This window comes from Microbacterium alkaliflavum (assembly GCF_044325405.1).
In the GTDB taxonomy this organism is placed as follows: domain Bacteria; phylum Actinomycetota; class Actinomycetes; order Actinomycetales; family Microbacteriaceae; genus Microbacterium; species Microbacterium alkaliflavum.
In genome coordinates, this window is sequence record NZ_JBIQWL010000014.1 from 59,523 (window position 1) to 78,156 (window position 18,634).

The window sequence follows — 18,634 nt, forward strand, 5'->3', positions numbered from 1 at the left end:
TTACGTGAAACTATATCGTGAAAGTATCACCGTGCCACGGCCGTGCTCCCGCGCACGATCAACGTTGTCGGCATGCGGATGTTCTCCACGGCCAGCGGGCGCCCCTCGATGAGCGAGAGCAGCGCGCGCGTGCCCGCCTGGCCCATGTCGTGAAGCGGCTGCCGCACCGTCGTGAGCGGCGGATAGGTGTGCGCGGCGCGCGGGAGGTCATCGAAGCCCACGATGGAGAGGTCGCGCGGCACGTCGAGGCCGCGGGCGCGCGCGGCATCCATCGCCCCGAACGCGATGAGGTCGGCGCCCGCGATGATCGCGGTCGGCTCGGCCCGTTCGAGCAGCTGCTGCCCGGCCCGGAATCCGGCCTCGTGACTGAAACCCGACTCGGCGAGGAGGTCGTCGTCGACGGGCAGGCCGGCGAGCTTCATGGCGTCGAGGTATCCGCGCTGGCGGGTGAGCGTGCTCTCGAGGTCCTCGTCGCCGCGGATATAGCCGATGCGGCGGTGGCCGAGGCCGATCAGATGCTCGGTGCCGGCGCGCACCCCCTCGTAGTTGTCGACGGTGACGCGCGGGAGCGGCACGTCGAGCCGGCGGGGATCGATCACGACGACGGGCACGTCGAGGGACTCGAGCATCGCGACGGTCGCGGGCTCGAGCACGGGAGCGATCAGCAGCACACCGTCGACGAGGTCGCGCGCGAAGAACTCGATGCGGTCGCGCTCGCGGACGGCGTCGACCGAGACGTTGAGGAGGAGCTCCCGCTCGTCGTCGACGACGGACTCGGCGACTCCGCGCATGATCTCGTGGCTGTACTCCGACACGAGGTCGAGCGAGATGATCCCGATGAGGCCCGTCCTGCCGGATCGCAGCGACCGCGCCGAGAGGTTCACCTGATAGCCGAGCCGTGCCGCGACCTCGAGCACCCGCTCGCGTGTGGCATCGGAGGCGCCCGGCCGCCCGTTGACGACGTTCGACACGGTCATCGACGAGACGCCCGCTTCTGCAGCGACCTGCGCGATCGTGACCCGCTCGACGGAACCCATGGAGCGACTATGCCAGACGGAATCCAGCGCGGCCGCCCGCCCGCGGCCGGGCCGTGCGTCGCGCGCGGCCGGGCGGGGCATGCGCGCGGGGGTCACGGCAGCACCGGCATCCCGACCGTCACGAACGAGTACGGCGGGAGCGTCACGCGGAGCCGACCGTCGATCAGGGCGGCGCCGTCGAACGGGCGGGGCGCGACCGTCGCGGGCTCCGCGGGGGTGTTGTGCGCGCCGAGCGCGTCGGCCGTGAGGATCCGCGCGGTCGGCGGCCCGACGACCGCGCCGCGCAGGTCGAGCTCGAGCTCGACGGACCGCGCCGTGTCGGCGTTCGTGGCGGAGATCAGGATGGCGTCGTCGCGCCGGCTCGCCGACGCGCTGACCGTTGCGACCTCCGTGCCGTCGACGTCGACCGTCGGCAGGGCCGCGCCGAACGCGATCGCGAGGGAGTCGGCATCCTGGTGCCCCTTGTTCATCTCGAACACGTGGTAGGTCGGCGTGAGCACCAACGCGTCGCCGTCGGTCAGGATCATCGCCTGCAGCACGTTGACGGTCTGCGCGATGTTCGCCATCGCGAGGCGGTCGGCGTGCCGGTGGAACGCGTCGAAGTGCACGCCCGCCACGACGGCGTCGCGCATGGTGTTCTGCTGGAAGAGGAACCCCGGGTCGGTGCCGGGCTCGACGTCGAACCACGTGCCCCACTCGTCGAGCACGAGGCCCACCGTCCTGCCGGGGTCGTACGCGTCCATGATCGCCGCGTGCCCCGCGAGGATCGACTCGATGCGCGTCGCCTCGCGGAGGGTGCGGTGGTACTCGTCGAGCGAGAACTCGGTCGCGCTGCCCTTCGCCGCCCAGGGGCCGGGAACGGTGTAGTGGTGGAATGAGATCGCCTCGAACGGCTTCTGCGCGTCGTTCCCCTCCGGGTGCCCGGCGCCGAGGGCGAAGCCGAGGGTGCGCATGAGGACGTCGGTCCAGACGTAGTCGTCGCTCGAGGCGCCCGCCGCGATGCGGTACACCTCGTTGCCGTTGTGCCGGCGCGTGTAGGTGCCGAACGTCTTCGCGAGCTGCCCGTACGCGTCGGGCGAGAACCGGCCTCCGCAGCCCCACGGCTCGTTGCCGAGCCCCCAGAACGGCACCGACCACGGCTCGTCCTGCCCGTTCTCGCGGCGCAGGCGCGCCATCGGGCTGTCGTCGGCGCGTGTCAGGTACTCGATCCACTCGCTCGCCTCGCGCACCGTGCCGCTGCCCACATTCGCGGAGATGTATGGTGCCGCGCCCAGCAGCTCGCACAGGGCCATGAACTCGTGCGTGCCGAAGCTGTTGTCCTCGACGACGTCGCCCCAGTGGCTGTTGACCATCGTGGGACGTGTCTCGACCGGTCCGACGCCGTCGGTCCAGTGGTACTCGTCGGCGAAGCAACCGCCCGGCCAGCGGAGGTTCGGGATGTCGAGGGCGCGGAGCGCCGCGACGACGTCGAGGCGGATCCCGCCCTCGTTCGGGATCGGCGAATCGGCGCCGACGTAGAAGCCGCCGTAGATGCACCGGCCCAGGTGCTCGGCGAAGTGGCCGTACACGTGCCGGCTGATGCGGGGCCCGCGGACGTCGACGTCGACGACCCCGCGGACCTGCACGGCGGCGTCGTTCTCTGTCACGGACGGGCTGGAGGCGGTGAGCGTCACAGGGATCCTCGCTCCTCGGGGCCCGATGACTCGAGCCAGGTGGCGCGTCGCGAGAGCACGACGCGGTCGACGGACATGAGAGGCGTGGCGGATGCCGCGAGGCGGCGAGCCGCGTCGTCGGGGAGGTGGACGCGCGAGGCCGGCGACAGCGGCACGATCTGCAGCCGAAGCGACTCTGTGGCGCCGAGGTCGGCCGTGGCGACGCGCCACGAGGAGCCGTCCCAGAAGCGGTCGGCGACGGGCGCGTCATCGACGAGGAAGCGGCCGACATCGCCGGCCCAGCCGATCTCGAGGACGGCGTCGGGGTCGCCCGCCCAGTGGGGGAGTGGCAGCTCGTACTCCGCGGCCAGCTTTGTGATCGTCGCGTCGTCGGGCGCGGAGGGGCGGCCCTCGAACGATCCGTACTCGGCGGGAACCGCCCCTGCCTCGCGTCCGGGCCGCGCATCGAGGGCCTCCGACTGCGCCGGCGCGCTCGTCCGGACGAGCGGGAGGGAGCGGAATCCGCCGTCGGCGTACTCCTCGACGATCGGCTCGGGCGAGGCGCTCTTGAGCGTCACGGCGCCGTCGGTCGTCCACGTGAGCTCGTCGGCCGACAGGAGCACGCGGCGCGCCGTGGACGAGGCATCCGTCACGATCCACAGCTCCTGCGCGCGGGCGGCGGGGATGACGACGACGTCGAGCGCGTCGCCCGCGGCCGTCGCGAGCCGGACCGGGGCGGAGTCGGGCCGCAGCCCGACGAGCCCATCGTGCGGGGCCACGCCGTCGACACTCGTGCCCGCCGGCACGGCGAGCTCGACCGGGATGCCGGCATCCTCCGTGACGACGAGCGTCGGGACGTCGCCCGCGAGCACCGTCACGGCCGTCGCCGTGAGCCATTCGATGGGCACGCCGCCGACCGTGAGGCCGACGGGCCAGCGGGCCATCGTTCCGGGCGGGATGTCGACGGGCCGCGAGGGGAGGCTGCGCGTGCCGGCGTCGAACGCGATGTCGAACGCGGCGCCTTCGTACGTGTCGAGCGGCACGTGCGGCTGGTGCCACGAGATGAAGAGGAAGCCTCCGTCGCCGTCGCCCCGGAACGCCCAGCGCAGCGTCGTCGCGTCGGTGACGTCGGCAGGGAGGTCGGGGAGGTGCGACGGCAGATCGCCGAGCCTCGCGCCGAACGCCTGGAGGAAGGCGTGCTGCCGGCGCAGCTCGGCGTGGCTCGGCGCGAGCCGCCCGGATTCGTCGATCGGCGCGTGGAAGTCGTACGACAGCACCGGCATGTCGTTGGGGTAGCCCGTCTCGTGCGACTCCTGCATCGCCGGGGCGGGGTTCGTGCCGCCGACGTACATGTAGTAGCCCTGCCACGCCGAGCCGTTGCCGATCTTGCAGTGCGCGATGGCGGCGACATCCGCCGGCGCGGGGAGCGGCCGCCGGTGGTACGCCGTAGCCATGCCCCCGCCGAGCTCGCAGGTCGCGGGCGGGAACGGGCTCGCGGCCCCCGCCTGCCCGGCTGTCGTCAGGGACGTCGTGCGGAGGTCGGCGCCGATGCCGGGATCGTCCCAGATGTCGGAGAAGAAGTAGTGCTGGCGGAAGGTCGCATCCCAGGGCTCGCCGGGGTCGACCCAGAACCCGTCGCCGTAGCCGCCGTAGAGCGGGAACACCTCGCCGTCGGGCAGCTGGGCGCCGCCCCATGCCGTCGCCGTCCAGAACGGTGCGCTCAGCCCGCACTCGCGGGCGAGGTCCTTGAGCCTCGCGATGTGCTCGGGGGCGTCGTAGAGCTCGTTCTCGAGCTGGATGCCGAGCACCGTGTTCGGCTCGCAGCGTCCGTCGAGTGCGCCGGCGAGCTGCATCCACCACTCGCGGACGAGCGCCAGGTAGGCGGGGTCGTTCGAGCGGTGCGCGACGGGTGCCCGCTGCACCCAGTCCGGGTAGCCGCCGTTGCGCATCTCGCCGTGCGCCCACGGGCCCATGCGCAGCACGACGTCGAGGCCCTCCGTGCGGACCAGGTCGACGAAGGCGGCGACGTCGTAGCGATCGTCGAAGCGCGGCCGCCCCTGCTCGGGCACGTGGTGCAGCCACGGCACGTAGCACGCGACGACCGAGATGCCTCCGGCGCGCATCTGCGCAACGCGGTCGGCCCACCGCTCGCGGGGGACCCGCGTGTAGTGGATCTCGCCGGAGACCGGGATCCACGGGATGCCGTCGCGTCGCAGGCCGTGCGACGAGAGCTCGAGCCCCGGTCGGGTGTCCTCGTCGTTCGCCATATGCGGGCGCAGTGCGGTCGCACCCCATCCCGTGCTGGTCACAGACAGGCGTGTCACGGCTGCGGCTCGCGTCATGGTCGAAGTCCCGGCTTCCCTCGTCGATCCGGGCTGCTCCGCCCGTTGCATCGACTCTACTTTACTTCTGACTTTAGAACTAACTTGACAGCACTTTACGACCGAAGTACTGTCACCGGTTACAGGCACTCGGACCCGACCGATCGCCGCCCAGTCAGGAGCATCGATGCGCGACACGAGGAAGGCGCCGGTCGAAACCGGGCACGCGGGTTCGTCGACGCTCGAGCGCCGGCCGACGATCCGGGACGTCGCGCGGACGGCCGGGGTCTCCTACGGAACCGTCTCGCGATACCTCAACGGCGGCAAGAACGTCGGCAAGGCGAGCGCACTGGCCATCACGGACGCCATCGACCGCACGGGGTTCCGTCGCAACCGGCATGCACGGAGCCTCGCGACCGGACGGGCGATGACCGTGGCCTTCCTCCTGACCGAGCCGCAGGATCGCCTCTTCGGCGACCCGAACTACCCCATCCTCCTCAGGGCGCTGACGGGAGCGCTCGCGGAGCGCGGCTACGCCCTCGTGCTCATGACGGCCGCCGCCGACGACGAGCGCGCACGCGCCGTCGAGTTCGCAGCCGGCGGCCACGTCGACGCCGTCATCCTCGTCTCCTCGCACAGCGGCGACCCGATCATCGCCGAGCTCATCGCGGCCGGCGTCCCCACGATCTCGTGCGGCCGCCCCGTCGGCTGGGAGTCGACGATCGCGAGCGTCTCGGCCGACGACCGCGGGGGAGCCCGAGCCGCCGTCGAGCACCTCGTCGCTCAGGGATGCCGCGCGATCGGCGTCATCACGGGCCCGCTCGACCTCGGCGGCGCCGTGGATCGCCTCAGCGGGTACCGCGACGCGCTCGAAGCCGCCGGCATCGCGTTCGACTCCACGCTGGTGGCGGAAGGCGACTGGACGCTCGACAGCGGTCGCACCGCCGCCGCTCGCCTCGCGCGCGGCGACCTCGACGGGCTCTTCGTCTCGAACGACATGATGGCGGCCGGTGCCGTCGCGGCCCTCCGCGCCGCCGGCCGGCGGGTGCCGCAGGACGTCCGGGTCGTCGGCTTCGACGACACGGGCCTCGCCGCGACCTGCGATCCGCCGCTCTCCTCCGTGCGCCAGCCGTTCGCGGCGATCAGCCGCGAGATGGCGCGACTGCTCTGCGACGGCGCCGAGCTGCGGCCCGGCGCCGTCCGGCTCGACACCGAGCTCGTCATCCGCGGATCCTCCGCCTAGGCCTCCCAGACTCACGACTCCTGCATCACAACACACAGAGAAAGGGGACAGAGATGTCCGCATCCACCTCGAAGGGCATGCGCTGGACGCGCGGCGCCCTCGCCATCCTCGGCGTCGGCGCCGTCGCGCTCACGGGCTGCACCGCGGGGGGAGGGGGCGGGAGCGCCAGCGCCGGCGAGACCACCGTCACCGTCATGTACCAGAGCAACGAGTTCAGCAAGGACGACATCGCGGCGTTCGAGAAGGCGAACCCCGGTATCAAGATCGACTTCATCGAGTACGACGAGACCCGCCTGAACGCGATGCTCACGGCGGGCGACCCGCCCGACTTCGTGCGCGGAAGCCCGTCCGCCAACCTGTTCGCGCGTGGCCTGGCCGCTCCGCTGGACGACTACCTCGCGGAGAGCGACGTGCTGAAGAAGGACGACCTCCTGCCGGTCAACGACGCGTGGCGATGGGACGGCAAGACGCGCGGCGAGGGCAAGCTGTACGGCGTCATCAAGGACTTCAGCCCGGACACCACAGTGTGGGTGAACACGGCACTGCTCGCGCAGGCGGGCGTGGAAGTGCCGAGCGCGACGGAGCCGATGAGCTGGGACGACCTGCTGGCGGATGCGGTCAAGCTCAAGGCGGCCGGCATCGCGTACCCCCTCGGCATCGAGTGGCAGTGGGGAGTCTCGTCGCTGTTCCAGACGATGATCCTGCAGCAGGGCGGCACGGTCTACAACGACGACATGACGAAGGTCGACCTCGCGACGCCGGAGGCCGAGCGGGCGCTGCAGTGGCTCACCGACTACGGCACGGCCGGCGTCGGCCCGACGTCGCTCAACCCGCTCGCCGACGGCTGGGATCTTCCGGTCTACTCGACGGGCCAGATGGCGATGACGCTCGACGGGTACTGGTTCGGCGGCGGCCTGCAGAGCCAGGATGCCGCGGCCGTGGCCGGCACGTCGACGCTGATCCCCGCACCGACCTTCGGTGAACGGCTCAGCCCCGTGTTCGGCGGCGTCGGCGCCTGGATCCCGGAGGCGTCGAAGAACAAGGACGCGGCGTGGAAGGTCATGGAGTTCTTCATGGGCGAGGACCCCGCCGTCGCCCGCTCGAAGAGCGGCTGGGGCCTGCCGGTCCTCGACTCGCTGTGGACCAACCTGCCCACGGCCGAGCCTTACCAGCAGACCGCGATGGACACGGCCAAGGGCGAGCTCGACCACGCGAAGCCGCTCGCGGACTCGCCGTATATCACGGCGACGGTCTGGAACGACGCCATCGACAAGGTGCTGCAGTCCACCATCAAGGGCGAGGCGAGCGTCGACGACGCGCTCAAGACGCTGCAGGGCGAGATCAACGACGCACTCGCGCAGGGCAAGGACCAGCTGGGATGACCTCCGGCACCCTGGAGTCGGTCGCGGTCGCGAGTGTCCCCACTCGCGGCCGCGGCTGGCGCCGCTACCGCTCCTCGACGTTCTACCTGTTCGCCTCGCCTTGGATCCTCGGCTTCCTGCTACTGACGCTCACCCCGATCGTCTACGCGTTCGTGCTGAGCCTCACCAACTACGACGGCGCCTCCCCGATCTGGCGGTTCATCGGGTTCCGCAACTACGTCGAGATCTTCACGTCCGACCCCGCGGCGTGGGCGAGCCTTGCCCGCACCGTGCTGTACACGATCATCGTCGTGCCGCTGTCCGTCGCGGGCGGCCTGTGGCTCGCGATCCTCGTCAACCGCCGCATCCGGGCTCGCGGTGTCGTGCGCGCGATCTTCTTCCTCCCGTCCGTCGTGCCCGTCGTCGCGACCGCCATCATGTGGCGCCTGATCTTCAACCGCGACTCGGGCCTGCTCAACGGCATCCTCGAGCTCTTCGGCCTCGCCAAAGTCACGTGGCTCGCAGACCCCTACGCGTTCTACGCGCTCATCATCATGACGTTGTGGGGCCTGGGCGGCGGGATGATCATCTCGCTGGCAGCTCTCCAGGACGTGCCGGCCGAGCTCGAGGAAGCCGCCCGCATCGACGGCGCAGGCACGTGGCGGACCATCTTCAGCATCACGGTACCGATGATCTCGCCGGTCCTGTACTTCCAGGTCATCACGGGAGTCATCGCGTCGCTGCAGATGCTCGTGCAGCCGCTGCTGCTCTCCGAGACGAACCGCATCTCCGGGGCGAGCACGATCCCGCAGTCCACGACCCTCTACATGGTCGAGGTCTACAAGGAGTTCTTCCTCAACAACCGCTTCGGCTACGGCTCGGCGATGCTCTGGGTCTTCTTCGTCTTCGTCCTGCTGCTCACGCTGCTGCTGCAGCGGCTGAGCCGCCGATTCGTCTTCTACCAGGTCGCCACCGACGGCGACTGACCGAAAGCCATCGACATGACTCAACTCGCAGCCCAGCAGACACCGCTCGCGACGCCCGCCCCCGCGTTCACCGCCGGGCCTCGGCGGCGCCGCCGCACCGACGCCGACGCCCAGCGCGCCTCGGCGTACATCTACATCGGCGTCGTCGTCGCGATCGCGCTGTTCGGCATCCCGTTCATCTGGATCGTGCTGACGTCTCTCGCGACCCCCGCGCAGCTGTCCCAGGGCGCTCTCGGCCTGTTGGACTTCCAGCCCTACTGGCAGAACTTCGTCGACGCCTTCACGATGATCGACTTCCCCGCCTACGCGATGAACTCCGTCATCCTGTCGCTCATCATCTCGGTGCTCACGACAGCGGTCAGCGCGACGGTCGGGTTCGGATTCGCCCGACTGCGCGGGCGCGGGCGGAACCTGCTGTTCGCCGTCGTCATCGCCACGATGATGATCCCCAGCATCGCGACGCTCATCCCCACCTACGTGCTGTTCTCCCGGCTCGGGATGGTGGGGACCTACTGGCCGTGGGTGCTGTGGGGGCTCGCGGGGACGCCGTACCTGATCTTCCTGTTCCGGCAGTTCTTCACGTCGATCCCGCTCGAGCTCGAGGACGCCGCGATCATCGACGGGTGCAACTGGTGGCGGATCTACTTCAGCGTCTTCCTGCCGCTGGCCAAGCCCGTGCTGCTGACGTCGTTCATCCTGTCGTTCACCTGGACCTGGGGCGACTACCTCGCTCCCGCGCTCCTGCTGAACTTCAACAACACGACGCTCGCCGTCGCGACCGCGGCGGGCTACCTCGACCCGCGCGGCAACGGTCTGCTGACGGTGCAGGCCGCCGGCGCGATCCTCTACCTCCTGCCCGTCGTCGTCATCTTCCTGTTCGCGCAGCGCTACTTCATGGGCTCGGCCGTCAGCTCGGGCGTCAAGGGCTGAGCAGGGTCATGACCGCGGAAGCGCTGCTCCGATCCGAGGGATTCCCGGGGCAGCGCCTCCGCGTGCTGCCCCGACCCGTCGTCGGGAGGGCGCTGCGATCGGGCGTCACGTCCCGCCTGCTCGTCACCGACGCGGGCTTCTTCCCGAGGGCGTCGCGGCACGGCCGGGTCCGACCCCGCGGCGCGGAGGAGCTCATCATCATCGTGTGCGCCGAGGGGCGCGGCGAGATCAGCGTCGGAGGAAGGGCGCTCGAGCTCGGTCGCGGCGAGGCCGTCGCGATCCGGCCGCACGCGCCGCACTCCTATCGAGCCGATGCCGCGGAGCCCTGGAGCATCTGGTGGCTGCACGTGCAGGGCGCGGAGGCCGACGGCTTCTGCAACGACATCTGCGATGCGGGGCGCGCCTACGCGCGCATCGCCCTGCGGGATCCGCTCTCGGCGACCGATGCGATCCGGGACGTGATCGCGCGCATGGAGGCGGACGCCACGACGGCCGGCCTCTACGAGGCCGCCGGTGCCGCCTGGCGGCTCCTCGCGGTGCTCGCCGCCGACCGGCTGCGCGGCCCCGCGGAGACGGGCGACCGCATCCAGCTGATCGTCGAGCACCTGCGACGGCATCCCGAGCAGCCCGTGCGCGTGGGCGAGCTCGCCCGCGCCGCGAACCTGAGCGTGTCGCACTTCTCCGCGCTCTTCAGCGCCGCGACCGGCTCATCCGTCGTCGACTTCGCGCGCGGCATCCGCATCGCCCGGGCCCGTGAGCTGCTGCGCACGACGGACCACCCCGTCGCCGCGATCGCGACGCAGGTGGGCTACCCCGATCCGTTCTACTTCGCCCGCCAGTTCAAGCGCGTCACGGGTGTCTCTCCGACCGAGTTCCGCCGGACCGCCTGACGTCGCGCGCCGGAGCCGGGACACCGGAGCGGGGGATACCGGTGCCCGGGCCTCCGGAGAATCGTCCAGGCACTGGCGTGATACGCCCATGGCCGCGCCGGGCGGCGCGCCGACAGACTCGCTGCGAGTCCGTCATCCCGGGCTCTTCGGACACTCGACGGGTCGGCGTCCGCACGACTGTCCGCGCTGACGCGGACGGTCCGCCCGACCCGAGGAAGGGAGCAGGGCACAGTGAGATCCGATAGGAGAGCGACCGCCAGGCGCTTCAGCATCATGGCGACGATCGCCCTCGTCGCGGCGCTGATGGTCCCGGCCATCGCCGCACCATCGGCCGTCGCGGCCGAGACGAGCGTGACAGTCGGCTACAAGGCGGTGACGACGCAGCGCGGCACCCCGAACCTCACGTACTACTCCTGCCCCGCAGGCTCGAAGTGGGACGTCTACAGCACCAACACGTGGGCTCCCGCGGGCTGCTGGTTCGAGATCGTGTTCTCGGGGCACACCGCCGAGCTCTACGGCACGACGCGCAGCGGCCACGGCACCGGCAACGTCTTCATCGACGACGTCAAGGTCGGGACGATCAACTACGGCACCGCGACCAACTCGACGGTGCGCCGCCTCTTCTCGTACGGCGGCATGACCGACGGCCCGCACACCCTCCGGCTCGAGGTCGCCGGCAACGGCGTCGACCACTCGTCGGGCCTGTTCAAGAGCGGCGTCCCCGACACGACCGACGCCCTCGACTGGCTCTACGGCGCCGTCAAGGACAAGGCCGCCGCCGATTACACGACCGGCTCGTGGCCCGCCTTCGCGGCGGCGCTCGCGACCTCGAAGCAGCTCGTCGACGCGAAGTCGGGCACGGCCGCCGAGCGCGAGGCGGCACGGGCCGCCCTGCAGTCCGCCTCGGACGCGCTCGTCATGGTGCGCGGGCTCCGCGACATCATCGAGGGCTACGCGTCGCGCGTCCCCGCCGACTTCACGCTCGACTCCTGGACCTCGTTCGCGGGCGCGCTCGCCGCGGCAGGCGATGTCGCCGCCGACCCGAACGCCGCGAAGGCGGCAGTCGTCGCAGCGAAGAACGCGCTGCAGGATGCGGCATCCGCACTCGTGACGACGTCGGAGGGCACCTTCCAGCCGATCTCGAACAACACCTTCTGGAAGGACACCGACGGCAACCCGATCTATTCGCAGGGCGGCGGCATCTTCCGCTTCGGCGACACGTACTACTGGTACGGCGTCCGCTACACCGGGGCTGCGCTCTACCAGGCCAACCCGACGAGGCTCTTCAACAACGACGTGACGTTCGTCTCGATCCCGGTCTACTCGTCGAAGGACCTCGTGAACTGGAGGTTCGAGAACGAGGTGGCCACAGCCAAGACGCCGCTGCACATCCCCGCCTCGAAGGGCGTGGGCTTCGCGCAGATGACGACGCTCGCGGACGCCTCGTGGCTCGGTCGCATCGGCGTCGCGTACAACGAGAACACGGGCAAGTACGTGCTCGTCATCCAGATGGCGCAGGACAAGTTCCCCGACCCCGACGGCCAGGCGGGCGTGCTGCTGCTGCAGGGCGATTCGCCGACCGACGACTTCGAGTTCGGCAACGTGCAGAAGCGCATCGTGAACTCGCCGACGGATGCGACGGGCGACCAGACGGTCTTCAGCGACGACGACGGCAACGACTACCTGATCTTCTCGAACAGCAGCGGCCGCGCTCGCGCGTTCGTGTCGAAGCTCGCAGAGTCGGACTCGCTCTCGATCGAGCCCGCCGTGCAGATCGGGTACAACCCGCAGGGTCGCGAGGGCAACGCGATGTTCGAGTTCGAGGACCGCTACTACATGGCGGCCTCGGCGCTGCACGGCTGGAACACGTCGCCCAACTACGTCATCCAGTCGCAGACAGACCAGATCCAGGGCGAGTACTCGGGCGAGTTCGTCCTGCCCGGCACCGAGATGGACTACAGCCACGTCACCCAGACGGGATTCTTCGTCACGGTCAAGGGCACCAAGAAGGAGACGGTCCTCTACGCGGGCGACCGCTGGGCGGACTTCGCGTGGAACGGCCTCGGCTACAACCAGTGGGTGCCGATCGACAAGGACGGCGACGGCCTGCGGTTCCACTCGGTGAGCGACTGGGAGTTCAACGCCGTCACGGGCGAGTGGCGCGTCGGGGCGAAGAACAACTACATCCTCAACCCCGAGTTCGCCGCCGACCGCATCATCGTGCCGCAGCTCACGGGCTGGACCAACCGGATCGACGCCGACTCGGCGAGCCAGGCCTTCATCACGAATGTCACCCCTGGCTCGCCCGGCACGCGCTTCGGGCTCAAGCTCGGCGCGACGACGGCCTTCTCGGGTGGCGTCTCGCAGACGGTCGACGTGCCCGACGGCGTGTACCGCTTCGCGCTCACGTCGAACACGACGGGCGGCTTCGAGTACGCACGCGCCGTCGTGACGGGTGCGGGCGGGGAGCGCTCCGTGCTCGACCTCAACCGCACGACGGCCGGCTGGCGGTCGTCCGAGCTGACCGACATCCCGATCTCGGGCGGCACGGCCACCGTCACGTTCGAGGCTCGCGGCAGCGGCGGGCAGTCCGTCACGCTCGACGGCCTGTCGCTCGTCCGCCAGACCGTCGACAAGGGGGCGCTCCACGCGGCCGTGGCGGCCGCGGCATCCCGAGCGCTCGGCGACTACTCGGCGCGCACCTGGCCGCGATTCGCCGCCGCTCTCGCGACTGCGCAGGCGGCCGACGGGTCGGCGACGGCGACGCAGTCGGCCGTCGACGCGGCCGCGGCAGGACTGACGGATGCCGCCGACGCGCTCGAGCCCGCTGTCACGGGTGTCACCCTCGCGCTGCCGAAGAGCCTGTACGCCGTGGGGGAGCAGGTCGGTTCCGTCACGGTCACGGCGAGGTTCGCGGACGGCTCTTCCGGGCTGCTGCCAGCTGACGCGTTCAGCCTGACCGGCTTCACATCGAGCGCGCCCGGATCGATCACGGTGACGGCGACCGTCGCTGCGGAGCGGCTCGCGACCGGGGCTCCTGTGCAGCAGGCGACGGCGACGGCGACCGTGGCGACGGCGTGGACCGCGACGGCCGTGTTCCTCGAGAACGCCCAGGTGGTGTTCGAGGGCACGCTCTGGAAGGCGTCGTGGTGGACGAAGAGCCAGAAGCCGGGCGACCCGTACGGACCGTGGCAGCAGCTCATCACCGCGCCGGACGGCACCGCGGTGTGGACGAAGTCGCGCATCTTCACCGCCGGCGAGGTCGTCGTGCACGAGGGCAGGCTGTACACGGCCAAGTGGTGGACGCGCAACCAGGCGCCCGGCGATCCGAACGGGCCCTGGCAGCCCCGCGGCTGATTGAAGGGGGTGGATGCCGCGGCATCCACCCCCGCTCGATTCGCCGACGGCGATCACGGACCGATCGACGGGGCGGATGGAGGATCCGCCGATCGTGTTGCGATCCGGCCGAGACTCGCGAGAGTGGTCGAGTGAGCAACTCTTCGCCCCGCGCCGCCACGCTCGTGCCTCAGCCCCTCTTCCGTGATCCGATCTTCGACGGGGCGGCCGATCCCACGATCGTCTGGAATCGCGGGGAAGGCACGTGGTGGATGCTGTACACGAACCGCCGCGCGTGGTCGCCGCCGTCGTCGGACGTCGCGTGGGTCCACGGCACGGACATCGGCATCGCGTCCTCCCGGGACGGCGGAGCCACGTGGGACTACCGCGGCATCGTGCCCGGTCTCGACCTGTCGCCTGGGCGGAACACCTACTGGGCGCCCGAGGTGTTCGACGACGGCGTGACCTACCACATGTATGTCACGGTTATCGAGGGCGTGCCCCGGCAGTGGGAGGGCACGCCGCGCACGATCAGCCACTACACGAGCCGCGACCTGTGGGAGTGGACGTTCGCGTCCCACCTCGAGCTGAGCTCGCCCCGCGTCATCGACGCGTGCGTCTCCCCGCTCCCATCGGGCGGCTGGCGCATGTGGTACAAGGACGAGGAGAACGGCTCGCACACCTACGCCGCCGACAGCGCCGACCTCTACGACTGGTGCTCGATCGGTGCGGCGGTCGTCTCGTCCGAGCACGAAGGGCCGAACGTGTTCCGCCTCGACGGCTGGTTCTGGATGATCGTCGACGAGTGGGCGGGCCTGCGCGTGCTGCGCTCGGACGACCTCGAGACGTGGGAGGTGCAGGACCGCATCCTCGACGAACCCGGCGCCGGAGCGGAGGACGGCACGATCGGTCAGCACGCCGACGTCGTCGTGGTCGGCGACGACGCCTACGTCTTCTACTTCACGCACCCCGGCCGCACCGGCTCGCCCTCGCCCGCCGACGAGGAGGGCCACGCAACGCGCCGCTCCTCGATCCAGGTGGCGCGCGCCCGCGTGGTGGACGGCCGGCTCGTGTGCGACCGGAATGAGCGGCTCGTGGCGCCGATCCTCCCGATCGGCGGTCCCTCCGACGCGAACTGAACCGCCGGGCGAGCATGAACACCGAAAACCGCGGTCGCGGCATCCCGTTACTGTTGAAGGGATGGGAAGTGCTCGGGCCGAAGCGGCGTATCTGCGTGCTCTGGCGGCGTTCCGGACTCCCACGCTCGATCTGCTCCACGGCCGCTACGCGCCCTTCGTGGTCGCGGCGCTGTCGATCGTCTTCACGGTCGACCGGCCCGCCGTCGAGATCTCCGACGCACACGCCGAGATCGCCGAGATCCTCGACGAGCTTCGGGCCACCGGGTACGACGACGGCGAGCGGGCGCTGCCCGTCGGCTCGGCCCGCGAGATCTGCCGCTACTGGGTGCGGGTGGGATGGCTCGTGCCGCAGATCGATGGCGACGTCGAGGTGTACCGCCTCACGGCGCACGCCGTCGGCGCGCTCGAGATCACCGGTCGCACGGCCGGCGGGCGCACCCGCGTCTCGAACTCCCGCGTCCGCACGCTGCTGGAGGCGGTCGAGCGGCTCTCCGACCATGCCGAGACCGATCCCGTGGAGCGGAGGGCGCGCCTTCTCCGCGAGCGCGCCGCACTGGATGCCGAGATCGCCCGGCTCGAGGACGGTCTGGCCGATCCGGTCGACGACGAGCAGCTGCTCGAGGAGGCCGAGAACGTCCTGCACCTGGCACGCGAGCTGCCGGCGGACTTCACACGCGTCGCCGAGTCGATCAAGGCGATGCAGCGCGACGTCGTCGCAGACCTGCGGCGCGACGTGCGACCGACGGGCGAAGTGCTCCGCGAGTACCTCCAGCGGGGTCAGCACGTCATGCAGTCCACCGTCGAGGGGCGGGCTTTCGCGGGCGCGCTGCGCCTGATCGGCGATCCCGAGCGCATCGACAGCCTCACCGAGCAGCTGCATAGCCTGCTCGCGAAGCCGTTCACGCGGCTCCTCGACGACGAGCAGCGTCGTGAGCTCGACGCGATCGGCCGCCGGGTCGAGCTCGGCGTCGAAGAGGTCCTCACTGCGCAGCGCCGCGCCTCCCGCGTCATCACGGGGCAGGTCCGCACGCACGATCCGATCCGCGACCGCCAGGTCGACGACCTGCTGCGCGACGTCATGTCGGGCCTGCAGGCCTGGACCCGCAGCTCGTCGCCCGATGCGCCCGTCGAGCCGCTGCGCAGCCTCCCCATGGCCGACATCGGCCACCTGCGGCAGTCGGTGAGCGACATCCGCCCGCCCGGCGCGCCCGCGCCGCTCACCGCCTCCGACGAGGAGGCGGAATTCGCGGATGCCGACACCCGCGCCTGGGGCGGGCCCCGATACGCCGAGCTCGAGGCCTACGTCGCCGGCCTCGGCGACCGCTTCGATCTCGGCGACGCGTTCCGGGCACAGGGCGGCGACACCCGCCGCCCTGTGGACCTCGTGGGCCTGCTCGAGATCGCACACCGCAACGGCATGAGTGAGGGCGACGAGGTCTCGGTCGTGGAAGCCCTCCGCCCCGACGGGACGACGCGCCGGTTCGCGTTCGCCGCCGTGACCGCCCGCACCGCGAAGGAGCACGACCATGACTGACACCGCGACCCTGAACGACGTCGAAGCGGGCGAGGTCGAGTCGGACGGCGTCGCGGCGGACGCCGTCGCGGTCGACGACGGCGAAGCGGGCGATGTCGCCGCCGGCGAGGCGTTCATCGCCCCCGCTGCGATGGAGGAAGACCTCGACGAGCTCTTCCCCGGCGACCGCGGCGTGCTCGATCCGGCGGTGCGGCGCGTCTTCGTTCACGTGCTGCAGCGGCGCTTCCTGCTCGCCGACCGCAGCCGCGACGAGTGGACGGTGCTACTGGACAACCAGCAGCTCATCGAGTCGCGGCTCAACGACCTCTTCGTGCGTCTCGTGGTCGACCACGAGCGGGGGGTCGCGTACAAGCAGCAGGTGCGCTCCGACGAGCTGGAGCTGCCGATCCTGCTCCGCGACGCGCCCTACACGCGCTCAGAGACGCTCGTGCTCGTGCACCTGCGCACCGTCTACCAGCGCGAATCCGCGGCGGGCGAGCCGGCCGCGCGCGTCGACATCGAGGACGTCGAGCAGACCGTCATGAGCTACTTCGTGGACGCCGACGGCGACACCGCGCGTCGCCAGCGGTCGATCCGCAAGGCGATGGACCGGCTAGCGCGCGACGGCATCGTCGACGAGGAGACGACGGGCCGCTTCCGCATCAGCGCGCTCGTCGAGATCGTGCTGAGCGCCGAGAAGCTGCGCGAGCTGCGCGACTGGCTGCGCACGCAGTCCGATCCGGCGAATGCGGGGGACGCGGCATCCATCCCCTCCGTCGACGTGTTCGACGACTCGGAAGAAGACGACGAAGACGCAGAAGAGGAGGCCGCCCTGTGACGATGCTCGACACGCTGTTCGGGCTCATTCCGGCGGCATCCCGCGGACAGCAGTGGCTCGCCGAAGACCTTCAGCTCGTCAACTGGGGTGGGTACGACGGCGCCCATCGCGTGCGGTTCTCGCCCGAGGCGACGCTCCTGTGCGGTGGGTCGGGCTCGGGCAAGTCGACGTTGATGGATGCCTACATCGCGCTCATGATGCCCCATACGACGCCGTTCAATGGGGCGTCGAACGGGGGAGTGACGGGTCGTCCGCGCGGCGACGAGCAGCGCAACATCCTGTCGTACGGACGCGGCAAGCTCGACGAGTCGCGCACCGAGGACGGCACGAAGATGCGCGTGCTCCGCGGTGACGGGGAGGACACCTGGACCGCCGTCGCGATGACGTGGCTCGACCACGACGGCTCCCGCTTCACGGCTGTGCGCGCGTGGTACATCCCCGCCGGTGCGCGCGTGCTCGAAGACACCGTCCGGGTGCGCGCGACCACGGACCGCGCCTTCGATCTGAGCTCGCTCGAGCAGGCGGCCGCGCTGCGCCTCTCCGACCTCGCCGTGAAGAACGCCGGACTCGACCCCGTCGGAACCGATCGCGAGTTCTCCGCTCGGCTGCACGCGGTGCTCGGCATCGGCGCCGCCGGGGCGGGCGCCAAGGCGATGAGCCTGCTCGCGCGCATCCAGGCGGGCCAGCAGATCACGACGGTCGACGACCTCTACAAGCGGCTCGTGCTCGAGGAGCCCGAGACGATGACGACGGCGGACGCCGTCGTCGCCCACTTCGACGGCCTCGAGAGCACCCGCACGCGCATGCTGACGGCGCGTCAACAGGTGGGCGCCCTCGAGCCGATCCGCGAGCTGCGCGGGAAGATCGCGGCCGCCGCCGAGCGCGTGCAGCTGATCGACGAGGTCGGCGGATTCTCCGACCCCGCCTCGGTCGCGACGCTCTGGCGCGCCGACCGCCGCCTCGGTCTGCTCCGCGAGGTCGAGACCGAGCTGCGCGACCGCAAGAACGCCGCCGACATCACGCTGCGCGAGAAGCGGGCGCTCGCCGACGCCGCCGAGGCCGAGCGCGACGGCCTCGTCGACGTGCTCCGTCTCTCCGGAGGCGACCGGCTCGAGACCGCGCAGCGGGAGCTGCGCGAGGTCGAGCGGCGCCTCACCGCCGTGCAGCGCAACCGCGACGTCCTCGACGGCGACCTGCGCGCGCTCGACGTCGAGATCGCGTCGCGCGACGAGTTCACCGAGCTCGTCGGCCGCGCCCGTGCCGAGCTCGCCGACGCCGACGCCAAGGCGCGCGCCCGCAGCGCGTTCGCCGACGCCGCGTCGGCCGAGAAGGGCATCGCGCGNACGGCGACCTGCGCGCGCTCGACGTCGAGATCGCGTCGCGCGACG

General features: G+C 70.9%; 12 protein-coding genes and 1 pseudogene. 10 read left to right on the forward strand and 3 right to left on the reverse strand.

What is annotated here, in order from left to right; genetic code table 11:
• Nucleotides 1–26 precede the first annotated feature (26 nt).
• From ACH3VR_RS21610 to ACH3VR_RS21620, 3 genes are all read right to left on the reverse strand, one after another.
• Nucleotides 27–1,037, reverse strand: a complete 1,011-nt coding sequence (locus ACH3VR_RS21610; protein ID WP_397558405.1) for a LacI family DNA-binding transcriptional regulator — start codon at nucleotides 1,035–1,037, stop codon at nucleotides 27–29.
• A 92-nt stretch (nucleotides 1,038–1,129) separates the two neighbouring features.
• Nucleotides 1,130–2,710 (reverse strand): alpha-N-arabinofuranosidase, encoded by a 1,581-nt coding sequence (locus ACH3VR_RS21615; protein WP_397558406.1) that lies wholly within the window; start codon nucleotides 2,708–2,710, stop codon nucleotides 1,130–1,132.
• A complete protein-coding gene (locus ACH3VR_RS21620) occupies nucleotides 2,707–4,998 on the reverse strand; it encodes a beta-galactosidase (RefSeq protein WP_397558407.1) in 2,292 nt (763 codons plus the stop codon). Before ACH3VR_RS21620 ends, ACH3VR_RS21615 begins: the two co-directional genes overlap by 4 nt.
• Nucleotides 4,999–5,197: 199 nt before the next feature.
• Here ACH3VR_RS21620 and ACH3VR_RS21625 point away from each other — a divergent pair, with 199 nt between their 5' ends.
• The 10 genes and pseudogenes from ACH3VR_RS21625 to ACH3VR_RS23360 all read left to right on the forward strand — a co-directional run.
• Nucleotides 5,198–6,253, forward strand: coding sequence for a LacI family DNA-binding transcriptional regulator (locus ACH3VR_RS21625; protein ID WP_397558408.1), 1,056 nt, complete (start codon nucleotides 5,198–5,200; stop codon nucleotides 6,251–6,253).
• Nucleotides 6,254–6,306: 53 nt separating this feature from the next.
• The gene (locus ACH3VR_RS21630; RefSeq protein ID WP_397558409.1) at nucleotides 6,307–7,635 is read left to right on the forward strand and encodes an ABC transporter substrate-binding protein; all 1,329 of its coding nucleotides are present in this window, start codon (nucleotides 6,307–6,309) and stop codon (nucleotides 7,633–7,635) included.
• Entirely contained in the window at nucleotides 7,632–8,600 is a 969-nt protein-coding gene (locus ACH3VR_RS21635) for a carbohydrate ABC transporter permease (RefSeq protein WP_397558410.1), read from the forward strand. The genes ACH3VR_RS21630 and ACH3VR_RS21635 overlap by 4 nt, the downstream gene beginning before the upstream one ends.
• A gap of 15 nt (nucleotides 8,601–8,615) precedes the next feature.
• Nucleotides 8,616–9,530: a carbohydrate ABC transporter permease gene (locus ACH3VR_RS21640; protein WP_397558411.1), complete on the forward strand. Its 915-nt coding sequence runs from the start codon at nucleotides 8,616–8,618 to the stop codon at nucleotides 9,528–9,530.
• Between the two features lie 8 nt (nucleotides 9,531–9,538).
• The gene (locus tag ACH3VR_RS21645; protein WP_397558412.1) at nucleotides 9,539–10,420 is read left to right on the forward strand and encodes a helix-turn-helix domain-containing protein; all 882 of its coding nucleotides are present in this window, start codon (nucleotides 9,539–9,541) and stop codon (nucleotides 10,418–10,420) included.
• Nucleotides 10,421–10,693: 273 nt separating this feature from the next.
• Nucleotides 10,694–13,777, forward strand: coding sequence for a family 43 glycosylhydrolase (locus ACH3VR_RS21650; protein WP_397558413.1), 3,084 nt, complete (start codon nucleotides 10,694–10,696; stop codon nucleotides 13,775–13,777).
• A gap of 131 nt (nucleotides 13,778–13,908) precedes the next feature.
• Nucleotides 13,909–14,895 carry a glycoside hydrolase family protein gene (locus ACH3VR_RS21655; RefSeq protein ID WP_397558414.1) on the forward strand — a complete coding sequence of 329 codons (987 nt, stop codon included), beginning with the start codon at nucleotides 13,909–13,911 and terminating at the stop codon, nucleotides 14,893–14,895.
• Nucleotides 14,896–14,956: 61 nt separating this feature from the next.
• On the forward strand, nucleotides 14,957–16,429 hold the full coding sequence (locus ACH3VR_RS21660; RefSeq protein WP_397558415.1) for a DUF3375 domain-containing protein: 1,473 nt from the start codon (nucleotides 14,957–14,959) through the stop codon (nucleotides 16,427–16,429).
• The gene (locus tag ACH3VR_RS21665) at nucleotides 16,422–17,246 is read left to right on the forward strand and encodes a DUF4194 domain-containing protein (RefSeq protein ID WP_397558416.1); all 825 of its coding nucleotides are present in this window, start codon (nucleotides 16,422–16,424) and stop codon (nucleotides 17,244–17,246) included. The genes ACH3VR_RS21660 and ACH3VR_RS21665 overlap by 8 nt, the downstream gene beginning before the upstream one ends.
• 2 nt (nucleotides 17,247–17,248) lie before the next feature.
• Nucleotides 17,249–17,422 (forward strand): annotated as a pseudogene (locus ACH3VR_RS23360) (ATP-binding protein); the annotation flags it as partial.
• Nucleotides 17,423–18,634: the final 1,212 nt, after the last annotated feature.

Coding starts and splice junctions, on each gene's coding strand:
- ACH3VR_RS21610 (WP_397558405.1), bottom strand. CDS start 1,037: ATGGGTTCCGTCGAGCGGGTCACGATCGCGCAGGTCGCTGCAGAAGCG.
- ACH3VR_RS21625 (WP_397558408.1), top strand. CDS start 5,198: ATGCGCGACACGAGGAAGGCGCCGGTCGAAACCGGGCACGCGGGTTCG.
- ACH3VR_RS21630 (WP_397558409.1), top strand. CDS start 6,307: ATGTCCGCATCCACCTCGAAGGGCATGCGCTGGACGCGCGGCGCCCTC.
- ACH3VR_RS21635 (WP_397558410.1), top strand. CDS start 7,632: ATGACCTCCGGCACCCTGGAGTCGGTCGCGGTCGCGAGTGTCCCCACT.
- ACH3VR_RS21640 (WP_397558411.1), top strand. CDS start 8,616: ATGACTCAACTCGCAGCCCAGCAGACACCGCTCGCGACGCCCGCCCCC.
- ACH3VR_RS21645 (WP_397558412.1), top strand. CDS start 9,539: ATGACCGCGGAAGCGCTGCTCCGATCCGAGGGATTCCCGGGGCAGCGC.
- ACH3VR_RS21650 (WP_397558413.1), top strand. CDS start 10,694: ATGGCGACGATCGCCCTCGTCGCGGCGCTGATGGTCCCGGCCATCGCC.
- ACH3VR_RS21660 (WP_397558415.1), top strand. CDS start 14,957: ATGGGAAGTGCTCGGGCCGAAGCGGCGTATCTGCGTGCTCTGGCGGCG.
- ACH3VR_RS21665 (WP_397558416.1), top strand. CDS start 16,422: ATGACTGACACCGCGACCCTGAACGACGTCGAAGCGGGCGAGGTCGAG.